This is a genomic window from Archangium sp. (assembly GCF_036388035.1).
Classification (GTDB): Bacteria; Myxococcota; Myxococcia; order Myxococcales; family Myxococcaceae; genus Archangium.
In genome coordinates, this window is the sequence record NZ_DASVSO010000442.1 from 1 (window position 1) to 18,587 (window position 18,587).

The 18,587-nt window shown below is 67.4% G+C and carries 15 protein-coding genes and 1 pseudogene; 6 read left to right on the forward strand and 10 right to left on the reverse strand.

Translation table 11 applies throughout. The features are described 5' to 3' along the window. On the reverse strand, positions 1–491 hold a 491-nt coding region (locus tag VF697_RS17845), incomplete at its 3' end, for an SWIM zinc finger family protein (protein WP_331096560.1). Positions 492–609: 118 nt separating this feature from the next. Then, positions 610–1,254 (reverse strand): SGNH/GDSL hydrolase family protein, encoded by a 645-nt coding sequence (locus VF697_RS17850; protein WP_331096562.1) that lies wholly within the window; start codon positions 1,252–1,254, stop codon positions 610–612. A gap of 2 nt (positions 1,255–1,256) precedes the next feature. Here VF697_RS17850 and VF697_RS17855 point away from each other — a divergent pair, with 2 nt between their 5' ends. Next, entirely contained in the window at positions 1,257–1,418 is a 162-nt protein-coding gene (locus VF697_RS17855) for a hypothetical protein (protein ID WP_331096564.1), read from the forward strand. A 27-nt stretch (positions 1,419–1,445) separates the two neighbouring features. On the opposite strand, the gene VF697_RS17860 is transcribed toward VF697_RS17855, so the two are convergent. From VF697_RS17860 to VF697_RS17875, 4 genes are all read right to left on the reverse strand, one after another. Continuing rightward, entirely contained in the window at positions 1,446–2,321 is an 876-nt protein-coding gene (locus tag VF697_RS17860; RefSeq protein WP_331096566.1) for a hypothetical protein, read from the reverse strand. 146 nt (positions 2,322–2,467) lie between these two features. Next, positions 2,468–3,757, reverse strand: a complete 1,290-nt coding sequence (locus VF697_RS17865; protein WP_331096568.1) for a hypothetical protein — start codon at positions 3,755–3,757, stop codon at positions 2,468–2,470. Between the two features lie 89 nt (positions 3,758–3,846). Next, positions 3,847–4,371 (reverse strand): hypothetical protein, encoded by a 525-nt coding sequence (locus VF697_RS17870; RefSeq protein ID WP_331096569.1) that lies wholly within the window; start codon positions 4,369–4,371, stop codon positions 3,847–3,849. Between the two features lie 63 nt (positions 4,372–4,434). Further along, positions 4,435–4,887: a hypothetical protein gene (locus tag VF697_RS17875; protein ID WP_331096571.1), complete on the reverse strand. Its 453-nt coding sequence runs from the start codon at positions 4,885–4,887 to the stop codon at positions 4,435–4,437. A gap of 200 nt (positions 4,888–5,087) precedes the next feature. On the opposite strand from VF697_RS17875, the gene VF697_RS17880 reads away from it, so the two are divergent. Then, positions 5,088–5,990 carry a hypothetical protein gene (locus tag VF697_RS17880; protein ID WP_331096573.1) on the forward strand — a complete coding sequence of 301 codons (903 nt, stop codon included), beginning with the start codon at positions 5,088–5,090 and terminating at the stop codon, positions 5,988–5,990. A 183-nt stretch (positions 5,991–6,173) separates the two neighbouring features. Beyond that, positions 6,174–7,985 (forward strand): methyl-accepting chemotaxis protein, encoded by a 1,812-nt coding sequence (locus VF697_RS17885; protein ID WP_331096574.1) that lies wholly within the window; start codon positions 6,174–6,176, stop codon positions 7,983–7,985. Between the two features lie 19 nt (positions 7,986–8,004). Here the strand turns inward: VF697_RS17885 and VF697_RS43515 are convergent, their stop codons facing one another. Then, entirely contained in the window at positions 8,005–8,550 is a 546-nt protein-coding gene (locus tag VF697_RS43515) for an ATP-binding protein (protein ID WP_414641310.1), read from the reverse strand. A gap of 114 nt (positions 8,551–8,664) precedes the next feature. Beyond that, positions 8,665–9,918, reverse strand: a pseudogene (locus VF697_RS17890) (ATP-binding protein); the annotation flags it as partial. Positions 9,919–10,172: 254 nt separating this feature from the next. Here VF697_RS17890 and VF697_RS17895 point away from each other — a divergent pair. From VF697_RS17895 to VF697_RS17905, 3 genes are read left to right on the forward strand one after another with little or no spacing between them, the layout of a single operon-like run. Then, the gene (locus VF697_RS17895) at positions 10,173–11,951 is read left to right on the forward strand and encodes an arginine--tRNA ligase (protein WP_331096579.1); all 1,779 of its coding nucleotides are present in this window, start codon (positions 10,173–10,175) and stop codon (positions 11,949–11,951) included. Continuing rightward, the gene (locus VF697_RS17900; RefSeq protein ID WP_331096581.1) at positions 11,951–13,066 is read left to right on the forward strand and encodes a hypothetical protein; all 1,116 of its coding nucleotides are present in this window, start codon (positions 11,951–11,953) and stop codon (positions 13,064–13,066) included. Before VF697_RS17895 ends, VF697_RS17900 begins: the two co-directional genes overlap by 1 nt. A 2-nt stretch (positions 13,067–13,068) precedes the next feature. Then, positions 13,069–14,121 (forward strand): hypothetical protein, encoded by a 1,053-nt coding sequence (locus VF697_RS17905; RefSeq protein ID WP_331096582.1) that lies wholly within the window; start codon positions 13,069–13,071, stop codon positions 14,119–14,121. A 219-nt stretch (positions 14,122–14,340) separates the two neighbouring features. Here VF697_RS17905 and VF697_RS17910 read toward each other — a convergent pair whose 3' ends face one another. Both VF697_RS17910 and VF697_RS17915 read right to left on the reverse strand, forming a co-directional pair. Further along, a complete protein-coding gene (locus tag VF697_RS17910) occupies positions 14,341–17,121 on the reverse strand; it encodes a PAS domain S-box protein (protein ID WP_331096584.1) in 2,781 nt (926 codons plus the stop codon). 92 nt (positions 17,122–17,213) lie between these two features. Further along, positions 17,214–18,428: a GAF domain-containing sensor histidine kinase gene (locus tag VF697_RS17915; RefSeq protein ID WP_331096586.1), complete on the reverse strand. Its 1,215-nt coding sequence runs from the start codon at positions 18,426–18,428 to the stop codon at positions 17,214–17,216. Between the last annotated feature and the right edge of the window lie 159 nt (positions 18,429–18,587).

An 18,587-nucleotide genomic window follows, 5' to 3' on the forward strand; every position in this document is an offset into this window, starting at 1 on the left:
CGCGCCAGGAGCCGCGCGGTGTTGTCCGGACGCACCAGCAGCCGCTCGAGTTGCAGCCCTCCGTCCACGCGCTTGAAGCGGTACACCATGCGCTCGGGCTTCGGCGCGGCACCCGGGCGCGGGCCCGCCTGGGCCGCCGAGGCCTGGGGGGGCCGGTTTGGCATGGGCTGCGCCGTGGCACGCGGCGCGGGGGCGCGCTGGGCAGGGGCACGCTGGGTCACCGAGTGGTGGAGGATGATGGCCGCCGCCACCACGTGCTCGCAGGGGTCCACCCGGCCACGGCAGTCACACTCCCAGATCTCGTCCTCCGGGTAGAGCACGGTCGTCAGGGGAGCCGGTCGGCCGGTGGCACGCACCCGAAGTACGGCTTCTTCCTGCCCGACGGACTGCACCGAGACGGCGCCCGCGCGGGCAAGGCCCATGCCGGCGGACCAGGTGTCCGGGCGCGCTTCCTCCCGGACGGTTTCGAGTAGCTCCGCGGTCACAGACATGAGGACCGCATCCCTATCCCCACGGCGGGCCCCAGGCAAAAAAGGCACCCCCTGACGGAAGCCCCAGCGTGTCCGCGGGAGTGCGAACAGGCCCGCCACGACGAGGAGTCTCCGCTGGCTACACGCGAGGTTGCAGGAAGACCTCGGAACGCCGCCGGGAGAAGTCGTGCTCCGCGACGAGACGGGCGATGGCCGCCGCGATCTTCTTCCCACCGCGCACGGAAGGTTCGATCGGGTTGGCGTAGTCCTCCTCCCGGTCGCAGATCAGCCGGAGATCGATCAGTGGCAGGCCCCGGGTGAAGGCCTCGCGGGTGATGCAGTCATTGAAGAGGGTCAGCGCCGTGACGACCAGCCGCTGCCGCGAGGGCTCGGGATAGCGCGCGTCATAGATGGTGCAGACGGCCGTGGGCAGACCCACGGCGAGCACGGCGTCGAGCATCACCCGGTAGTTTCGCCCAAAGTGCTCGCGGATGGCGGCGAGCCTGCTCAAGGCGTCGGCCACGGAATTCGCCCCCTCGCCGAGGATGCCCGACTGGCCCAGGGCATCGTTTCCCCCGACGCTGAGGACGAGGTGGCTGGCGTCCCGGGGAAGCCGGTGGAGCTGCGCCTTGACGCCGCTCGTCGTGCTGCCGTCGACGGCCTTCAGCGTCGCTTGCCAGCCAGCCGGGAGCTGCTCGCGCAGTTGTTGGACGACATCGGGTCCGCCCGCAACGTACGCGGCGTTGTCGAAGATCGAATCACCCAGCAGGACGATGTGGCTCACGAATGCCTCGGTTTCTTCATGAGGGCCAGGGCAGGAATGCCTTCCGTGGCTACGACGTGACGCGGCTCGTCCAGGGGTGGCTGGGTGAGCGGTTCGAGGCGGAGCCGGGGATCGCCGCGCAGGTCTTGGACCATGTCATCGGACGGTCCGTCGCCCGTGGGTAGGCAGGTGCGGCGTTTGCCTTCGGGCACCTAATGCAGTCGCAGCTGAACGACTTTTCTTTCCAGCCACCAGAGCAAGTCGTTGGGCGATTTGAACATCGAGGGAACGATGAAGCCGGGAAGGTTCTTCCAGGAGTTCTGGTCAACGGAGAGGTCCCGGCGCTGTTGCAGGACGTAGGTCCCACCTTGCCCCTTCTCGAAACGGAGGTGGTATCTGGTGAGCAGCTCTTGGACCTTGCTGTTCGTGAGGTTGCTGGGGACGCCCCGCGCGGTGTTGGAGATGGGCGTCGGGGTTTTCGGACCAGGCCGAACGCCGCTCCCCGGTCCAGGGATGGGGATCGGGGTTTTCGGGGGGGGTTGTGGTTTGGCGCCTGGACGGCCTGCGTTGGTGGGCTGACCCTTGGGCCGTGGGACGGTGCGAGCCGACAACGGTATGCCGTTGGTCTTCACGGGTGCTCGCGTGGTGGGAACCAGGATGCTCTCGAAGTCGATCGCCGCGTCAACCCAATCCGGGTTGTTCAACCTCAGATCGGCCAGGTGCTGATCCATACTGTACCTAGGTGTGTTCTTGGCCTTGCCCACCGCCTCGAGTTCCTTGGCGTAGTTCGCGACGATCGTCTTATTTCCAGTGACCCTTTCAATATATTCTTGGGTCTCCTTCACGATGTTGCGCAGCCGCGGAATGCCAATATTGGCGTACTTGTCACGCCAGGCGCGAACCGCGGCGAGCACTTCCTGGCTGGCGTGGCCGGCGACTCTGGCCCCCGCCACCTTGGCGGCTGAAGAGACTGGCCCGAGGGTCTCCGATGCCGCGGAGATGACCGTGGGTCCGTGCTGAATCCAGAGCCTCATCAGGCTGGCGGCAGCTGCCGCGAGCGCGGGATAGAGCAGGATGAGCTGAATCATGGGTGGACGCTCGGTTCCAGAGTGGGGGGCCGGGTAGACGGGCGATTCCTTGACCGCGAGGCGCATTTTGAAGGGGCGCCCCGCGGACCGTCAATCTCTAGCGGCCCTTCTTCCACTCACTTCGCGTGGCCACCTCGCCACCGTCCCTAGTTGTCGCCCCAGGTGAAGCCGGTGCCCAGGGTGAAGGTGACGCCTTGTGCCCACGGGGCTGTCTGGGGCGCGAAAGCCCGGTACTGCGCCTCGGCGCTGAGGGAGACCCGTCGACCGAGCAGGGTGTGGAGACGCAGGCCCACCGGCAGCTCCGGGTGGAGCTTCCCGCCCTGGGAGGACAGGCCCGCGCCCGCCGTGGCCCGCAGATCGAGCCCCCGCGAGTAGCCCAGTCGTGCCGTCAGCAGCGGAGGGGAGAGCAGCGAGAGGGACCAGGCTCCCGCCCCCGCTCCCGAGAGGGGATGACCCAGGGCCCGCGCGTAGCCGGCCGAGAGCCCCAGGGCCCAGGGGAGGGGAAACAGGGCCCGCGCACCCGCCACCGGGACGGCGCCGCGGAGCGAGGTGATGGCGCCTCCCAACAGCTCGAGGCCGAGCAGGGGAGAGGGCTTCCACCGCGGCGTCGCGGCCTGCTCCCGGGCCTCCGCCAGGGTGGTGAGCCGCTGCGTCGCCCAGAGGAGGAAGGCGCGGGAGTAGGCCACGGCCGACTCGACGCGCGCGTCCACGAAGTCCTCGTACGCCGACGGGTCCGCCTTCCACGTCCGCCCCTGCCAGCGCACCTCCGTCGAGTCGAAGGCATTGCCCGCCACGCCATAGGCGCCGAAGGCACCCGGCCCGCGCGTGGTGGGCTCGGCCCAGAAGGCGCTCCAGGGGATGGCGCCACCCTCCACCGGCAGCGAGCCCGTGCGCACCACCTCCAGCGTCTCCCGGGCCAGCGCGAGCTGGGCCTCCTCACCGGAGAGCGGCGCGAGCTCCCGCCCGACGGAGAGCAGGGCCTGCCTCGCCGCGTGCTGCTCGAAGCGATCCGAGAGTCCGTGCATCACCGGCACCACGTGCATGGGCACCGCCATGTCCTGGATGTGGTGCACCAGGTGGCCGACCCGGTCGAAGGCCCGCGAGAGATCCCCGTTGCGCGCGGCCTCCTCGGCCTCCGCCCACAGGACGCGGACGCGGGCCCCGGAGTCCTTGCGGAAGGAGGAGTCGAGCGACGTGCCCGGGTGGAAGAAGTGGTGGTAGCCGGTCCACTTCACCGGGAGGTTCAGGTCCTCGGCCCGGCTCCCCTCCACCACGGTCGCCCGGTGCGCCGCGAGTTGCGGCAGGTCGCCCGACGCGAGCACGGCGTCAACGGACGCCCGGGTCATCGTCTCGTGGTCGGGTACGGAGAAGGCGCTCGCTCCCAGGGGGAGCAGGAGGACGAGCAGCAACGGGAGGAGGGAGCGTGCAGGGCGCATGCGGCTCACCGCAACCGCTCCCCGCCTCGGAATTATTCCAGGGGCAGGGGGGCGGGGTGTGAGGCCCGCCCGGATGCCTCCTCGGGCCGTCAGCGCAGCTCGAAGTGGTCCGCGGTCAGCAGCGGCGTGCGGGGGTCGAAGCTGAAGTCCATGTACTTCGCGGTGGACGACTTCTCGTCCACGTCCACCTTCGTCCGGCCAATCTCCTGGTTCGCCGCGTCGTAGGCGCGCAGCTCCAGGGGGCCCGTGTACGGCTTGTCCAGCAGCACGTAGACGCTGATGAGGTGCTTGGCGTTGCCCGCCTCGCCCCGGGCGGCCCGCGTGGCACCGACGCCCTTGGGTCCGAGATCCTGGTGCACCGCGAGCTTCACCTGGCCCAGGCTGTTGTCGTAGCCGGCGCCCACCGCCTTCACTACCTCGCCCGTGCCCTCGGTCACGGTCTTCACCGCATCCTTGCCTTCGTGCTTCAGCGCCTCGCCCACGCCCTTGACCAGCCGGGCCTTGGTGGCGGCGAGCAGGTTGCCCTGGTCCTCCGCGGCCTGAAGCTTCTCTTCGCGGCTCTTGCAGCCGGCGGCCATGCCCGTGAGGACGAGCAGGACGAGCAGTCGACGCATTCCTGAAACTCCCTGAGTGGTGAGGCGCTCGCAGGCTAGCGGATCCGCCCGGAGCGGCGCCACCTACCGCCCCCCCAGCTCCGCGAGCGCCTGGACCACCTCCTCGAGGGAGACACACAGGCGATCCACCATTTTGTACATGAGGTCCGGCTCGCACTCGCCCTGCAGGAGCGCCACGGTGTGCTTGCCGGCGCCCACCGCCCAGCCCAGCTCGAGGTGGGCACTGCGGCCACATGGCAGGACGAGCACGCACGCGTCACTGGCCCGGAGCGCGCCCATGTCCTTGTCGAAGAGCGTTCGGGCAAGCGGGTGCTGGTCCAGCAGCTTCCGGAAGTGCGCCGGCTCCAGGCGCATCTGCGAGAGGTCATCCATGCTCGGCAGGGCGGACCCCTGGGGGCCCGGCCCCGGCTCCTCCTGCTGTTTGAAGTCGTGGACCTCATGGCCAGCGGCCCGGAGCGCGGCCACCACCTTCGGCTGGAGCTCGTTCCGCCAGGACGACGCAACGTAGATCTTCAAGGGACACCTCTTGCGCGTGGGGCTCGTGCGTGCCGCGGTGATGCCCTCCCAGTGTCGGATTGCACAGGGGCTGTACGCAAGTCGAGCCTCCAGCCATTCACACCCAGTGGAGTTGTTCCCCAGGCCCTCGGAAGGGGATGATGAGGGGGGGCTCTCCACGGTACGCTGTTCCCCCGAAGCCGGACTTCGAGAGGACTCACGTGTCCAAGCCAGCCGCTCCCGCCACTCCGCCACCCCCCACGGAAGCCGAGTTCCTCGCCGCTCCTTACGAGCAGGTGGCGGCGGTGGCTCCGAAGGCCATGGTCTTCGCTCCCGGGGGAACCCGCCGGGATGCCGCCCTGGGGGGAGTCGACGTCAACAGCGACGCCTACGCGCGCTGGACGTTCGATCGGATGAGCGAGCTGTTCGCCACGATGTTCCGCAACGGCGTCCAGCACCTCTTCTCGGGCACCATCACCCCCAACCAGTGGAAGGAAGTGGGGCCCTACCGGGGCAACCTCATCCGCTGGGTCATCTCCTATCTGGCGAGTGAAGAGGCCTTCGAGACGTACGCGCGGCACGGCTGGCGGGTGCGCATGGTCGGCTGGCAGTCCATCCCGGAGTTCCAGGAGATGGCGGAGCTGCTGGTGGCGCGCACGCCGAAGGAGAGCACGCGCACGCTCTGGTGGTGGGTCGCCCCCACCTACGAGTCCATCTGGGATCTCCTGCTGGCGGCCGCCCACCAGTCGGGGGCCCGCACCCGCGACGAGCTGATTCAGTTCGTCTACGGCGAGAACGTTCCGCTCATCTCGCTCTACCTGGGCTTCGCCAAGCCGGAGGTCAGCCCCGCCCACCTGCCGCCGCTGTTGGAGGGGCAGGTGCAGTGCTACTGGACCGTGCGCCCCGGCTACAGCCTGGACGAGGCCGAGTTCCGCCGCATCCTCTACGACTACGCCTACATGCGGACCACCTGGCGGCCGGACAAGGCGGGCCGTGCGGAGAAGGCCGTTCCCTACAAGAACGTGTGGAGGCAGGGCCCCACGCTCGGGCTCGGCAGACGCCTGGGCGAGGAGTTCTGGTACCCCGCCGCCACGCCGCCGCTCCCGGACGTGGATGAGTCCTGAGTCCTTGCCGCTCGCGCGTGTCGCCACCGCTCCCCCGGCTGTTCACGGGGGAGTCACTCATCTTGTTACAATTCGGAAACCACGGCTTTTGCTCCCGAGCGTGCTTTCCCGACGTGGGGGGTCCTTGTTAGACAGCGAGGCTTCCCGTCCATGATGGCCCATGACGACAGGGGGAACGGGTCCATGCAGTCTCCAGAAGCCTCACCGCAGCAGATCTACCAGCAGCTCTCCAAGGCGTTCCAGCGCACGTCCCTGCTTCACTCGGCGCCGGTCGTCTACCTGAGCGTGCTGATCACCGGCTTCACGCGCGAGGAAGTCCTCGGGACGATGGCCATCACCATCCTGCCCCTGCTCGTGTTCGGGATGATCGGTCCTTCCGTGCTCATGCGGCGGATGGTGTTCGCGGCCATGGCCCGCAACCCGGGGGAGCGGGACGATGCGCGCCTGAAGCGCATCCTCAAGCTGCCCCAGCTGTTCGAGCTGGGGCTCATCGGGCTCACCGCGCTCAGCGTCGCCATCTATGCCGCCGTCCCGGCGATCCGTCACGGCAAGAACCTGGCGATGATCCCCCTGGCGATCCTCACCGTGGTGCTGCTGGGCATGCTGGCGGGCATCCACACGCGGTTGTCGTTCGAGCGCATCCTCCGCCCGTTGGCCATCCAGGAGTTCCAGCGCAAGCCGGGCATCGTCCTGCGGGAGTCGGGGTTCCTCTGGCCGAGGTACCACTGGTATCTGCCCTTCGCCTTCGGCCTGTTCATCGTCTGCGCCCTGCTGATGAGCTTCACGGTGCTGGGCCGCGAGGCGTATGACCTGTACGTGCAGGCGCTGATCCGGCTGGATGCCGCGCCCCAGGGGCAGGCCTCCCTGGTGCTGAAGGAGTCCGCGCGCCAGCTCCTGCAAGCCACGGCGCTGCCGCTGCTGCTGCTCAACGGCTACCTGCTCGTGGTGGCCGGGCTGTCGGCCCTCAGCCTCGCCAAGCACCTGGCGGAGGGCGCTCGCAGCGTGCGGGACTCCATGGAGGCGCTGGCCTCGGGTAGTCCCAGGCTGCCGGAGTGGTCGTCCACCGACGAGATGGGCGACCTGGCCATCGCGACCGCCCGGGCCTTCGCCAAGCTGCGCGACTTCTCCCTGTCGCTGAGGGACTCCGCCGGCTCGCTCCGGCGCAGCGCCGAGCAGCTCGGGCTCTCCACCACCAAGCAGACCGAGGTGCTCACCCTCCAGGCCTCCGCGCTCCAGGAGACGCAGGTCACCGCCCAGGAGATCAAGGAGACCTCGTCCATGGCCACCCAGAAGGCCGAGAGCGTGCTGCGCCTGACCGAGCGCGCCGATCAGATCAGCCAGGTGGGTGAGAAGTCCATCGAGCGGACCCTGGAGGGCCTCAAGCAGATCCAGGGACAGGTGCGGGAGATGGCCTCGCGCATCCGGGCGCTGGACGAGCGCGCCCGGCAGATCGCGAAGATCACCGACACGGTGAAGCTGCTGGCGGACCGCTCCAACATGCTCGCGCTGAACGCCGCCATCGAGGCCGTGCGCTCGGGCGAGCACGGCAAGGGCTTTGGCGTGGTGGCGCGGGAGATCCGCCAGCTCGCGGATCAATCCATCAAGGCCACCCACAACGTGCGGGACATCCTGGAGGACATCAGCGAGGCCATCCGGAGCACCGCGACCATGACGGAAGAGGGCTCGGAGAAGGTGGAGTCCAGCCTGGTGGAGATCCGCGAGTTCGGCGAGACGATCCAACAGCTCTCGGGCATCGTCCGGGAGAACGCGCAGGCCGTCCGGCAGATCACCACGGCGGTGACCCAGCAGAGCTCGGGCATCAGCCAGATCTTCGGGGCGGTGAGCGACCTGACGGGGATGATGGACCAGACGATGACCCAGCTCAACGCCTCCATGGGGGCGGTGGACCTCGTCCGGGACGTGTCGAACACGGTGGGCGACTTCCTCGGCAGCTACGGCTGGGAGGGCGAGAAGGGCACCGGGAAGCGCCAGTAGGGGACCGGCCACCACCGGCCTAAGCGAGGGGGAGCTCCAGTGTGGCCGTGGCGCCCTTGCCCGGCCCCTCGCTGTCGAGGGTGAGTCGCCCGCCCATCGACTTCGCCGCCAGCGCGCTCGAATGGAGCCCCAGGCCCTGCCCCTCCGCGCGGGTGGTGAAGCCTTGCGAGAACAGCCGCTCGCGGTGCTCCGGGGCGATCCCCTTGCCGCTGTCCACCACCTGGATGCGCGCGGTGCTCCCCTCCGTGTCGAGCCGCACGTGCAGGTGCCGCTGCGTCTCGGGCACCTCGCTCAGGGCGTTGCGGGCGTTGGTGAGGAGGTTGATGAGGATCTGCAGCATCCGGTGTTTGTCCAGTCGCGCCCTGGGTCGCGCGCGGAACTCCCGGGTGAGGGTGATGCCGTGGCGCTGGAGCGCGGGGAGCTGGATGCTCAGGGCATCCTCGACCAGCTGGGAGAGATCGCACTCCTCGGGGAGCAGCGAGTCCCGGGCATAGGCCTGCTGGATCTGAAGGATGGCGCGCATGTGGTCCAGGTGCTCCTTCAACTTTCCCGTGCTCTCCTTCATCGACGCGTGCTCGCGCAGTAACTCCTCGGCCAGACTGAAGAGATAGCCCAGGAGATGGGCGCCACGGGGATCCCGCGTCAGGAAGCCCGGCAGATCGTCTCGATGCTCCTGGAGCAGCTGCTCGCGGATCTGCTCCGGTGACAGGCTCGCCAGCAGCAGGCGGCCGATGCGCAGGTGCACGGTCTTGCGATCCCGCGCGGGGATGAGGTCACGGGCCGCCTGTTGGATGCGGTCGTGGATGAACCGGCACTGCTCCGGGCCGGCGCGCACCAGCATGCCCTCCCGGCTCGCCTCCGAGAGACCCGCCTCCACCTCGTTCGGCTCCGCGCCGGAGATGATGACCAGGAGATGGCGTGGGAAGACATTGCCCACGCATGCGGCGAGTTGCAGCAGGTGCTGCGTCCGGACAGGAAGCTGGCGCAGCCGACTCACCATGAAGTCGGCGACGTTGTCGGAGTAGCCCTTCGCCCGGACACCCGCGGCATCCCACCGCCAGCCGCCTTCGGGTGTCCGGGTCAGCAGGCCATCCTGATGCAACGTCAGCATGAGCTGGGTGATGAAGAACGGGTTGCCGCCCGTCTTCTCGTGGACGAGGGCGGAGAGCGGCCCGACCGTGCCCTCCGCCGCTCCCGGGAGCGAGTCCGCGACGAGCTGGTGGACGTGCTCGCGGCTCAGCGGCTCGAGCCGGACATCCGTCATCCGCACCCCCGCCTTGCGGAGCTCCGTCAGTGTCAGCGCCAGCGCGTGGGACGGGCTCACCTCGTTGTCGCGGTAGGCGCCGATCAGCAGCAGCGGTGGCGTCTCTGGGTGGGTGAGCAGGAATTGGAGGAGCTTGAGACTGGCCAGATCGATCCACTGCAGATCATCCACGAACAGGACGAGCGGGTGCTCGGGCGTGGCGAACACGCCGAGGAACCTCTGACAGAGCCGTTGGAAGCGGTGCAGGGACTCACTGGGGGGCAGCTCCGGGACCGCCGGCTGTCGGCCCAGCACGTGCTCGAGCTGGGGCACCACGTCCAGGAGGAGCTGTCCCTGCGGCCCCAAGGCCTCGCGCAGCCGCTCGCTCCACGGGGCGAGCTGCTCGTCCGAGTTCGCCAGGAGCTGCTGCGTCAGCCCGCGAACGGCCTGTGCCAGGGTGGCGTAGGGGATGTGCTGTTGGAATTGATCGGCCTTGCCGCTCAGGAAGAAACCCCGCCGACGAACCACGGGCTCTCGCAGCTCGTGCACCACCGAGGACTTGCCGATGCCGGAGTAGCCACGGACCAGGATGAGCTCCGACCTGCCTCCCTGGGCGACTCGCTCGAGGCCCTGCAGCAACGTGGCGACATGCGTGTCCCTTCCGTACAGGCGCTGGGGAAGCTGGATGCGGCGGAGCGTGTCCATGCGGAGGCGATCATGTCACCTCTCACGCTCGATCACCGGAGGGGGCACGCGTTCCATGTCGTGCGCTCGTTCCCCAGCACCGAATGTGAGAAAACGACAAGTGCGAGTTCGGAAGGCAGGGGGTTGGGGGGGATGATGCCGCCGTCCGAGGGCGGCGGTTCGACGGAAGCAGTGAAACCCGCCGCGGTTCTGCCTACATTGCGCGGCCCCAACGCCCGTTACGTGGAGAAGACGTTCCCATGCGGCAAAAGGTTTTCACACTCATCAATGAAACGCTCGCGGCGCTGAAGGCCGCCGGTACGCTCAAGCTGGAGCAGGTTCCGGGCTACACGGTGGAGCCCCCGAAGAACGCGGCGCACGGCGACTGGGCGGTCAACGTGGCGATGCTGCTCACCAGGCCCGAGGGCAAGCCGCCCCGGGACATCGCGAACGCCATCGTGAAGGGGCTGGTGGACACGGCGGGCCTCGTCGACAAGGTGGAGGTGGCGGGCCCGGGCTTCCTCAACTTCACGCTGAAGCAGCAGGTCATCCAGCAGGTGGCGGCCGAGGTGCTGACGGCTGGGGAAGCCTTCGGGCGGCAGGCGCCGAAGTCGACGGGCAAGCGCATCATGGTGGAGTTCGTCTCGGCGAACCCGACGGGCCCGGTGCACATCGGCCACGCGCGTGGGGCGTTCATGGGAGACGCGGTGTCACGGCTGTTGGAGGCGGCCGGGCACGACGTGACGCGCGAGTTCTACATCAACGACTACGGCAAGCAGGTGGAGACGCTGGGTCGGACGATCCACAAGCGCTACCGGCAGCTCTTCGGCGAGCAGATCCAGCTGGGCGAGGGGGAGTATCCGGCCGAGTACGTCATCGACATCGCGAAGACGTGGAAGGCGGCGGTGGGCGAGCGGTACGTGAAGGCGCCGGAGTCCGAGTGGCTGCCCGAGGCGATCGCGGTGGGGGTGCGCGAGAACCTGAAGGCCATCCAGGCGTCGCTGGAGCAGGCGAACATCCGGCACGACGTGTTCTTCAGCGAGGCGTCGCTGCACGCGGCGGGCAAGGTGACGGCCGTTGCCGAGGAGTACAAGAAGCGCGGCGTGACGTACGAGGCCGCGGAGGCGCGGCGCGAGACGGAGAAGGTCCGGAGCGAGGACAGCAAGGCGGCCCAGTACACGGAGCGGCAGCGGGGCGGCACGTTCCTGATGACGAGCCAGCACGGGGACGATGAGGACCGCGTGATTCTCCGGCACGACGGGACGCCGGTGTACCTGACGGCGGATCTGGCGTACCACAGGGAGAAGTACGACCGGGGCTTTGACCGCATCATCGACGTGCTGGGCGCGGACCATGCCGGGCATACGCCGCGCATCAAGGCGGGGATGATCCTGCTCGGGCTGGATCCGAAGAGGCTCGAGTTCCTGCTGGTGCAGATCGTGCGGATCACGCGCAGCGGCGAGGAGGTGAAGGTCAGCAAGCGCAAGGGCACGGTCTTCGAGCTGGAGGACCTCATCCAGGAGGTGGGCCCGGACGTGTGCCGGTTCCTCTTCCTGATGAAGACGGCGAACGCGCGCTTCGACTTCGACCTGGACCTGGTGCAGAAGCAGTCGAAGGACAACCCGGTCTTCTACTTCCAGTACGGCCACGCGCGGTGCGCGAGCATCCTGAAGAAGGCGGTGGAGAAGGGCCAACCGTTCGTGGGTGTGGAGGGAGTCACCCCGGCGCACCTGGCCCGGCTCACGCTGCCCGAGGAGCTGGCGATGCTGAAGAAGATGAGCCAGCTCCCAGACGTGGTGGCCAGCGCGGCCGAGCGGCTCGAGCCGCACCACGTGCTGTACTTCTGCCAGGAGCTGATCACGGACTTCCACAGCTACTACACGAAGTACAAGACGGACCCGATCATCAGCGGTGACGCGGAGAAGACGCAGGGCCGGCTGGCGATGGTGGCGGCGTTGAAGCAGACGCTGCGGAGCGCCTTCGCGCTGCTGGGCATCAACGCCCCCGAGTACATGGAGGCCCCGCCCGAGGAGGAGTAGTGCCCGTAATCGATCAGCCAGGGCTCAACGCGGCGCGCAAGGCATCTCGCGAGACCCGGATGCTAGGGTTTCGCGAGGTGCCGTCACGCGTGGTCTTTCGAGGGGGTTTTCAGGTGCGCAAGGTGCAGCGGAGTGCGGGGAAGAGCGGGTTCCAGCGGTGTGGCTCATGGCGTGCGCTGGCCACGGTGTTGCCACTCCTGCTGCTGGCGGTGACGGCTCCGGCGAGCGCCCAGATGCTGCGGGATGGCCCCCCGCCGCAGCACCGGGTCGTCTACCGGAACTCGGTGTTGCTGCGGACCAATCCCCTCGGCCTCTTGGACGATGCGCGTATCAGCTACCGCTACCGTCTGTACCTGAGCGAATCGCCGGCCCTGCGCGACAACTTCATCGGGATCGGTCTGGCCCCGGCGGTGAGCCCGGCGTTCGGGCGCGTGGGGCTCCTGGCCGAGTTCCAGCCGCTGTCCGTCCTGGGCTTCTATGCCATCTTCGAGCGGGTCTTCTATTTCGGGGTTCTCAACTTCCTGCAGTCGTTCCCCTCGGCGCGCAGCGAGTTCAGTGACGCGCTGCTGGAGCAGCGCGCCGAGCTGCCTCCCGGGAGTGCGTTGCGGAACTACTCCACGAGCGGCAACCAGCTCACCCTCGGCGCCAACCTGCAGCTGAAGGCGGGGCCCCTCGTGGGTCGCAGTCAGTTTCGCGCGGTGAGACCGGATTATGAGCTGCGCGAGGGCGATCGCGTCTTCTACGACATCTTCTATGATGTCCTGGCGCCGAACCGCGGCTGGTTCTACACGAACGACGCGGACCTGCTCTACCAGACGGAGCTGGGCCTCACCTTGGGCCTGCGGTGGACCGTGACGCAGGCGCTCTATGGGCCGGAGCACTTCGAGTCAGGCGAGCCCCAGGAGAACCTCAACGGCCCGATGCACCGCCTGGGGCCCATCCTCGCCTACACGTTCTTCCAAAAGGACGGCGCCACCTTCAACTCGCCCACCGTGCTGCTCATGGCCAACTGGTGGCTGTCGCACCGCTACCGCACCGGGCAGCAGGTCTCCAGCGCCATTCCGATGATCGCTGTTGGCGTGGCCTTCACCGGCGACCTCCTCCCCGTGAAGTGAGGATGGGCAACCTCTGCTTCACCCCGGATGACACGGACTGGCGCCTACCGGTCGTGGGCCCTGGTCTGTTGTTGGATGTCCCCAACGAGGATCCCTGGAACCGGCGGCCGTTCCTGCACGTGGAAGTCTCTCCACGCTACCGGTTGCGCGTGAGCAGCGGAGGCCAGCCGCTGCTGTGGATGTTCATCGACGAGTGGTGGGACGGGTGCGGCATCCTCCGAGGCCCGGCCAGGGCGCCCCAGGTGCTCCCACCCCTGACGGCCGCCGAGGTGAGGGACGTGACGCACGCGTCCGGGTCTCCACGCTGGTGGGAGGACTGGACGTGGCACGTGGGACGCGCGCTCGAACGAGCCGCGCAGCCCGTACTCCACGCGGGCCGTTGGTGCCTGCGGCCCCTCCAGGCCGTGAGCCCTCGGGAGGCCGCTCCCTATCCCGCCATCCCGAGCGGTCGGTCCGGCAACCCACCCGACTCTCCCCATTCCCTCGAAGGGGTCCTGCGCTTCGAGCCGTTCTGCGTGGAGGCCTGGGACAGTCCCATCTCGCCCGATGAGTTGAAGGTGGACAGTGGGGCCGTGCTGCCGCTGCGTGCGCCTTCGCCCGAGGACGAGGGGCGGGTGAAGAGCTGGCGCAAGCACGCACGCGACGGGACGCTGCCGCCCACGCTCCTGCTCTACCTGGAGATCGTCGGGAAGTGGCTCGTGCTCGATGGGCACGAGCGTCTTCACGCGGCCCTGCTCGAAGGGGTCGCACCGCCCCTGCTGGGCCTCTGGCCCGTCTTCGAGGAGGCCATTCCCGTGGAGCCCGTGCGGCGCGAGGGGACCCTCATCGCCGTGGAGGTCCAGCTCCGTCAGGAGGGGAGACCCGAGGTGCTCGACAGGGCCAACCGTACGCTGGTGCGCGAGTTCACCGAGCACAGGCGTGTCGCCATCACCCGCGCCTGGCCCCAGCGAGGAGGTGCCACGGCTTGGAGGGCCGAGGTGCTCGCCTGGCGCCAGTGGTGCCGCTTCCCGGCGAATCCCCAGGCGTGGGCGTGGTTCGTGTCGCCCAGGGACTGAGTTAAACGGCTTACGCGGCCTTGCGGTTATTCTTCATGACTCCGTGTCCTGACGAAAACGAGCTGCTGAAGTGGGAGCAGGGGCGCCTGTCCGCAGAGGCCGTGGCCCGGCCCGAGCCGGACCGGCCTACCAGCGCGCCCTGGAAAAGGGTGGCCCGTACGGGTTGCTGAGCTGACGCAATGGGAAATTCCACGGGGTGGGGGCCTACACCAGGTGACTTCAAGCCAGGTGCACGCCCTCGCCCAGGGTCACGGCGGTCCGTGGAATCTCCACGATGAAGTTGGAACCGTGCCCGAGCTGGCTCTCCACTCGCACGTCGCCCCCATGCGCCCGCACGATCTGCCGGGCAATGAAGAGGCCGAGGCCGAGGCCGCTGGCCTCCGAAGGGTTCACCACGCGCTCGAAACGCTCGAAGATGCGCTCGTGGTTTTCCGGGGCGATCCCCACGCCGCGGTCGATCACCTCGAGGCGCACCCGTTCTCCCGCTTCGGCCACGCGCACGGCGATGGGCTGCCCGCCACCGTAGCGGATGGCATTCGTGAGCAGGTTCGTGATCACTTGCTCCATGCGGATCCGGTCGAAGAAGCCGACGATTGCTGCGCTCGCCGAGAGCTCCGGTGCCGGCAAGCGCGCGGCGCTGAACTGGGGTTGCATCCGCTCGATCACCTCGCGCACGAGTCCGACGAAATCCGCTTGCTCGGGCCGCAGGGTGAGGCGACCCGTGCGGATGCGCGAAATATCGAGCATATCGTCGATCAGCCGCTCGAGCCGCGCGATCTGCTGGTTCGACTGCTTAGCCATCTGCCCGAGCCGCTCCGTGTTGATGAAGCGGGTGTCGTTCTTCTCCACCCCGCGCTGGAGCAGCTGCGCCTGCAGCTTGAGGGTGGTGAGCGGGGTCTTCAGCTCGTGGCTCGCGAGGGAAAGGAATTCGTCGCGGGCGTGCACGGAGGCCTGGAGCTCCCGCGTGAGCTTGAGCAGCTCGGCCTGGGCGTGCTTCTGGTCGTCGATCTGCGTCCAGGTACCGTAGTATTTGTCCACCTCGCCGCGCTCATTGCGGTGGGGGTTGCCCTGGGTCAGGAACCAGCGGTACCTGCCGTCGGAGCCGAGCAGGCGGAACTCGTAGGAAATGGGGATGAGCGCATCGCGGCAGCGCTGCCACTCCTGGAGCACGCGCTGCCTGTCGTCGGGATGGATCAGCTCCGACCAACCCCAGCCGAGGAAATCCTTCGGGCTGTAGCCCACGATTTCGTAGAAACGCTGGCTGAAGTAATCGGCCGAGCCGTCCAGGTTGGTGCGCCACACGGCCTGGGGAATCGTTTCCGTCACGCGGCGGAAGAGCTCCCCGGAGTGGGCGAGGAACTCCTCGGCGCGTTTCTGCTGGTCGATATCGGTCGAGGTTCCGAACCAGCGCACGACCGCGCCGTCGTCGCCGCGAACCGGAATGGCCCGGGTGAGAAACCAGCGGTACGCACCATCGGCTCCGCGCCGCAAGCGCGACTCGGTATAGAGGGGATTGCCCGTGCGAATCGACAGCCGCCAGGCCTCCCGCACCTTGGCGGAGTCGTCCGGATGCACCACGCCCTCGCAGGGCTCCGCGCCGATGGGCGCCGCCTCGGAAAACCCCGTGTACTCGAACCAGCGCTCGTTGAAGTAATCGAAGGTTCCGTCGGGACGTGCCATCCACACGATCTGGGGCATCGAGTTGGCGAGCACCCGGAAGCGGCGCTCACGTTCCTCCACGGCCTGCAGGGCCTGCTTCGCCTCGGTGACGTCCTGCACGATTCCGATCGTATCGAGCGGCCGGCCGGCTGGGTCGCGGGAGCCGACCACGGCCTCGACATTGACCCAGACCCCGCGGCCATCTTTGCGCACGTAGCGTTTCTGCGAGCGCAAGGTGGGAGTACGTCCTTCCGTGAAGGCGAGAAAGTCTTCCTGGTCACGCTGCCGGTCTTCGGGATGGGTGATGTCGCTATGGGTCAATCGCGACAGCTCTTCGGCGGAGTAGCCGGTGATCTCCTCGAAACGGCGGTTCACTTCGAGGAAGCGGCCGCTCTGGGGATCATTCCTCCCGATGCCTACGGCGGCGAGATCGAAGATCGAGCGAAACTTGGCCTCGCTCTTCTCCGCCGCGTGACGAGCGGATTTTTCGTTTTCCAGGAGCTGACGACGCTCCGTCACGTTGCGCACGGAAATCACGCCCAGGCGTAAGTTGCCTTCGGCGTCGTAGATCGGCGTGCCGCTATAGGCACCGATCCAGGAGATGTCTCGCGTCCGCAGCCGCACCAGCAGCTCCACGTCGGAGAAGCGCTCTCCGCGCAGCACCCGCATCACCGGCCACTCGGACAGCGGAAGAACGATTCCCTCGGCCGTGCGTACTTCGAAATGGGCTTCGCGGCTCGAGCTCTGCCGCTGCGCCTCTTCCAAAGAGGAGTAGCCGTGCATGCGCAGGGCCGCTGCGTTCATTTCCACGATATTGCCGTCGAGGTCGACGATGAAGAGCCCATCGGTGAGGTTCTGCAGAATGTTATTGAGCTTGTCGCGCTCCTCCGTCAGGCGGCGCTCGCTCGTCACCTGGTCGGTGGTTTCGGCGAACGTCACGAGCACGCCCGCCACGGCGCCGGATTCATCGCGCACGGGGCTATAGGAAAAGTTGAAGTAGCAATCCTCGGGGTAGCCGTTTCGCTCGATGGTGAGCCGAAAGTTGTCGGACCCGAAGGAGCGGCCCTTCCAGACTTCGTCCCACATGGGGCCAATCGTAGCCCAGATCTCTGGCCAGGTTTCCGGCGCGCGCCCGCCCATGGCCTGGGGATGTTTCTTGCTTCCCAGGATCGGGCGGTAGGCATCGTTGTAGAACTGCGTGAACTCGCGGCCCCAGGCGAGATACATGGGCAGGCGGCACTCGAGCAGGGTCCGTACGGTGGTCTTCAGAGCGCCCGGCCAGCTTTCCACCGGGCCCACCGCGGTCTTGCTCCAATCCAAGACGCGCACGAGCGCACCCATCTCTCCGCCTCCAGGGACCTCATGGAGTGAGGGCGATCGGTTTCCCATTCTGGTGCTCGGAATCAGGCGCACCGGCGGTGAGCCTGGTTCCGTTACCCCCTCCCCCAACTCTGGAAGCCCGCGGGCTCGTTCGCGTCGACGTGTTCCGGACCTGCAACGGCCGAGAACGTCTTCGCCGGAGACGCGTTGAGCGGTAGTGTGATCGTGAAGCAAGTCCCGTCCTGGGCTGAGCTCGTCACGGTCGCCCTCCCTCCGTGCGCTTCGGCGAAGCCTCTCACCAAGGGCAGGCCGAGTCCCCACCCTTTTTCCGCGCTCTCCGTTGCGGACCTCGAGCGGTGGAAAGGCTCAAAGATGGTCAGCAATTCACTCCCGGCGATCGGGGTGCCTTGATTCTTCACGTGAAGCGTCACCTGGTTGCCGCTTCGGCCGAGCAACACTTCGATCGGGGTGCCTGGCGCGCCGTACTTTGCCGCGTTCGAGGCCAGGTTCTCGACGATGCGACGCAGCCCGATCGGATCCGCCACCATTTTGATCGCGCCTTCTGCTTTCAGAACGAAGCGATCCGTATAAACCGACGCCAGCTCCTCCAGCGCCTGAACGGTGATCGCGTGGAAATCGCATTCGCTCACCTTCAAGGGCACTGGCTTGCCTGCCTTGATCTGGCTCGCGTCCAGCAAGTTCTGAATCATGCGTTCCGCGCGGTCCAAACTCTCGGTAACCCGAACCACGGACGCTTGGACAGTTGGCATGCCCGCATGGCGTCTCCCGAGGAGTTGCACGTTCAGCTTCGACGCCGCCAGGGGCGTGCGTAAATCATGGGTAAGCGCCGCAACGAACGTGTCTCGGAGATTCTGCTCGATCTTCAGTTTCTGGATCTGATTCCGGAGGTTGATCTCCGTCATGATGGACGCCGTCAGCTCCCGCATCACCTTGAGTTCATGCGCAGTCCATTCGCGCACCTTGGGCTCGATGCAGCAGAAGGTACCCAGCACATGCCCGTCTGGGCTGATCAATGGGAGCACGATGATGGCAACGATTCCCCAGGGCCCGGTCGAGGGATGAAACCTCAGGAACGGGTCGGCTGGAGCATTCGAGGAGATGATGGGTTCGCCCTCGAGTGTGTATCGACAAAGCGAAGCGTCGATCGGTAACTCTCGAGTCTCCCGGAAGGGCGACGGCAGGCCGAAATCCGCTTTGAAAAATTGTTTCTCGGCATCCACCAGGGAAACGATCGTCAAAGGGACGTTGAGGATCTCGGCTGCCAGGTGGGCGAGGCGATCAAATGCCTCCTCACGAGGCGTGTCCATCAGACCGGTGTCCCGGATGGCCTGAAGACGGTTTGGATCCGTGAGGAGGCGATTGCACCGTTGAGTCCGTCCAAGAGCTACTTCATCCAAGTCGCCTAGAAACTTCATGGGAAAATTTTAGCCCGGCGTGCCGATGGGCGGACACCCTGGAACCTCGGG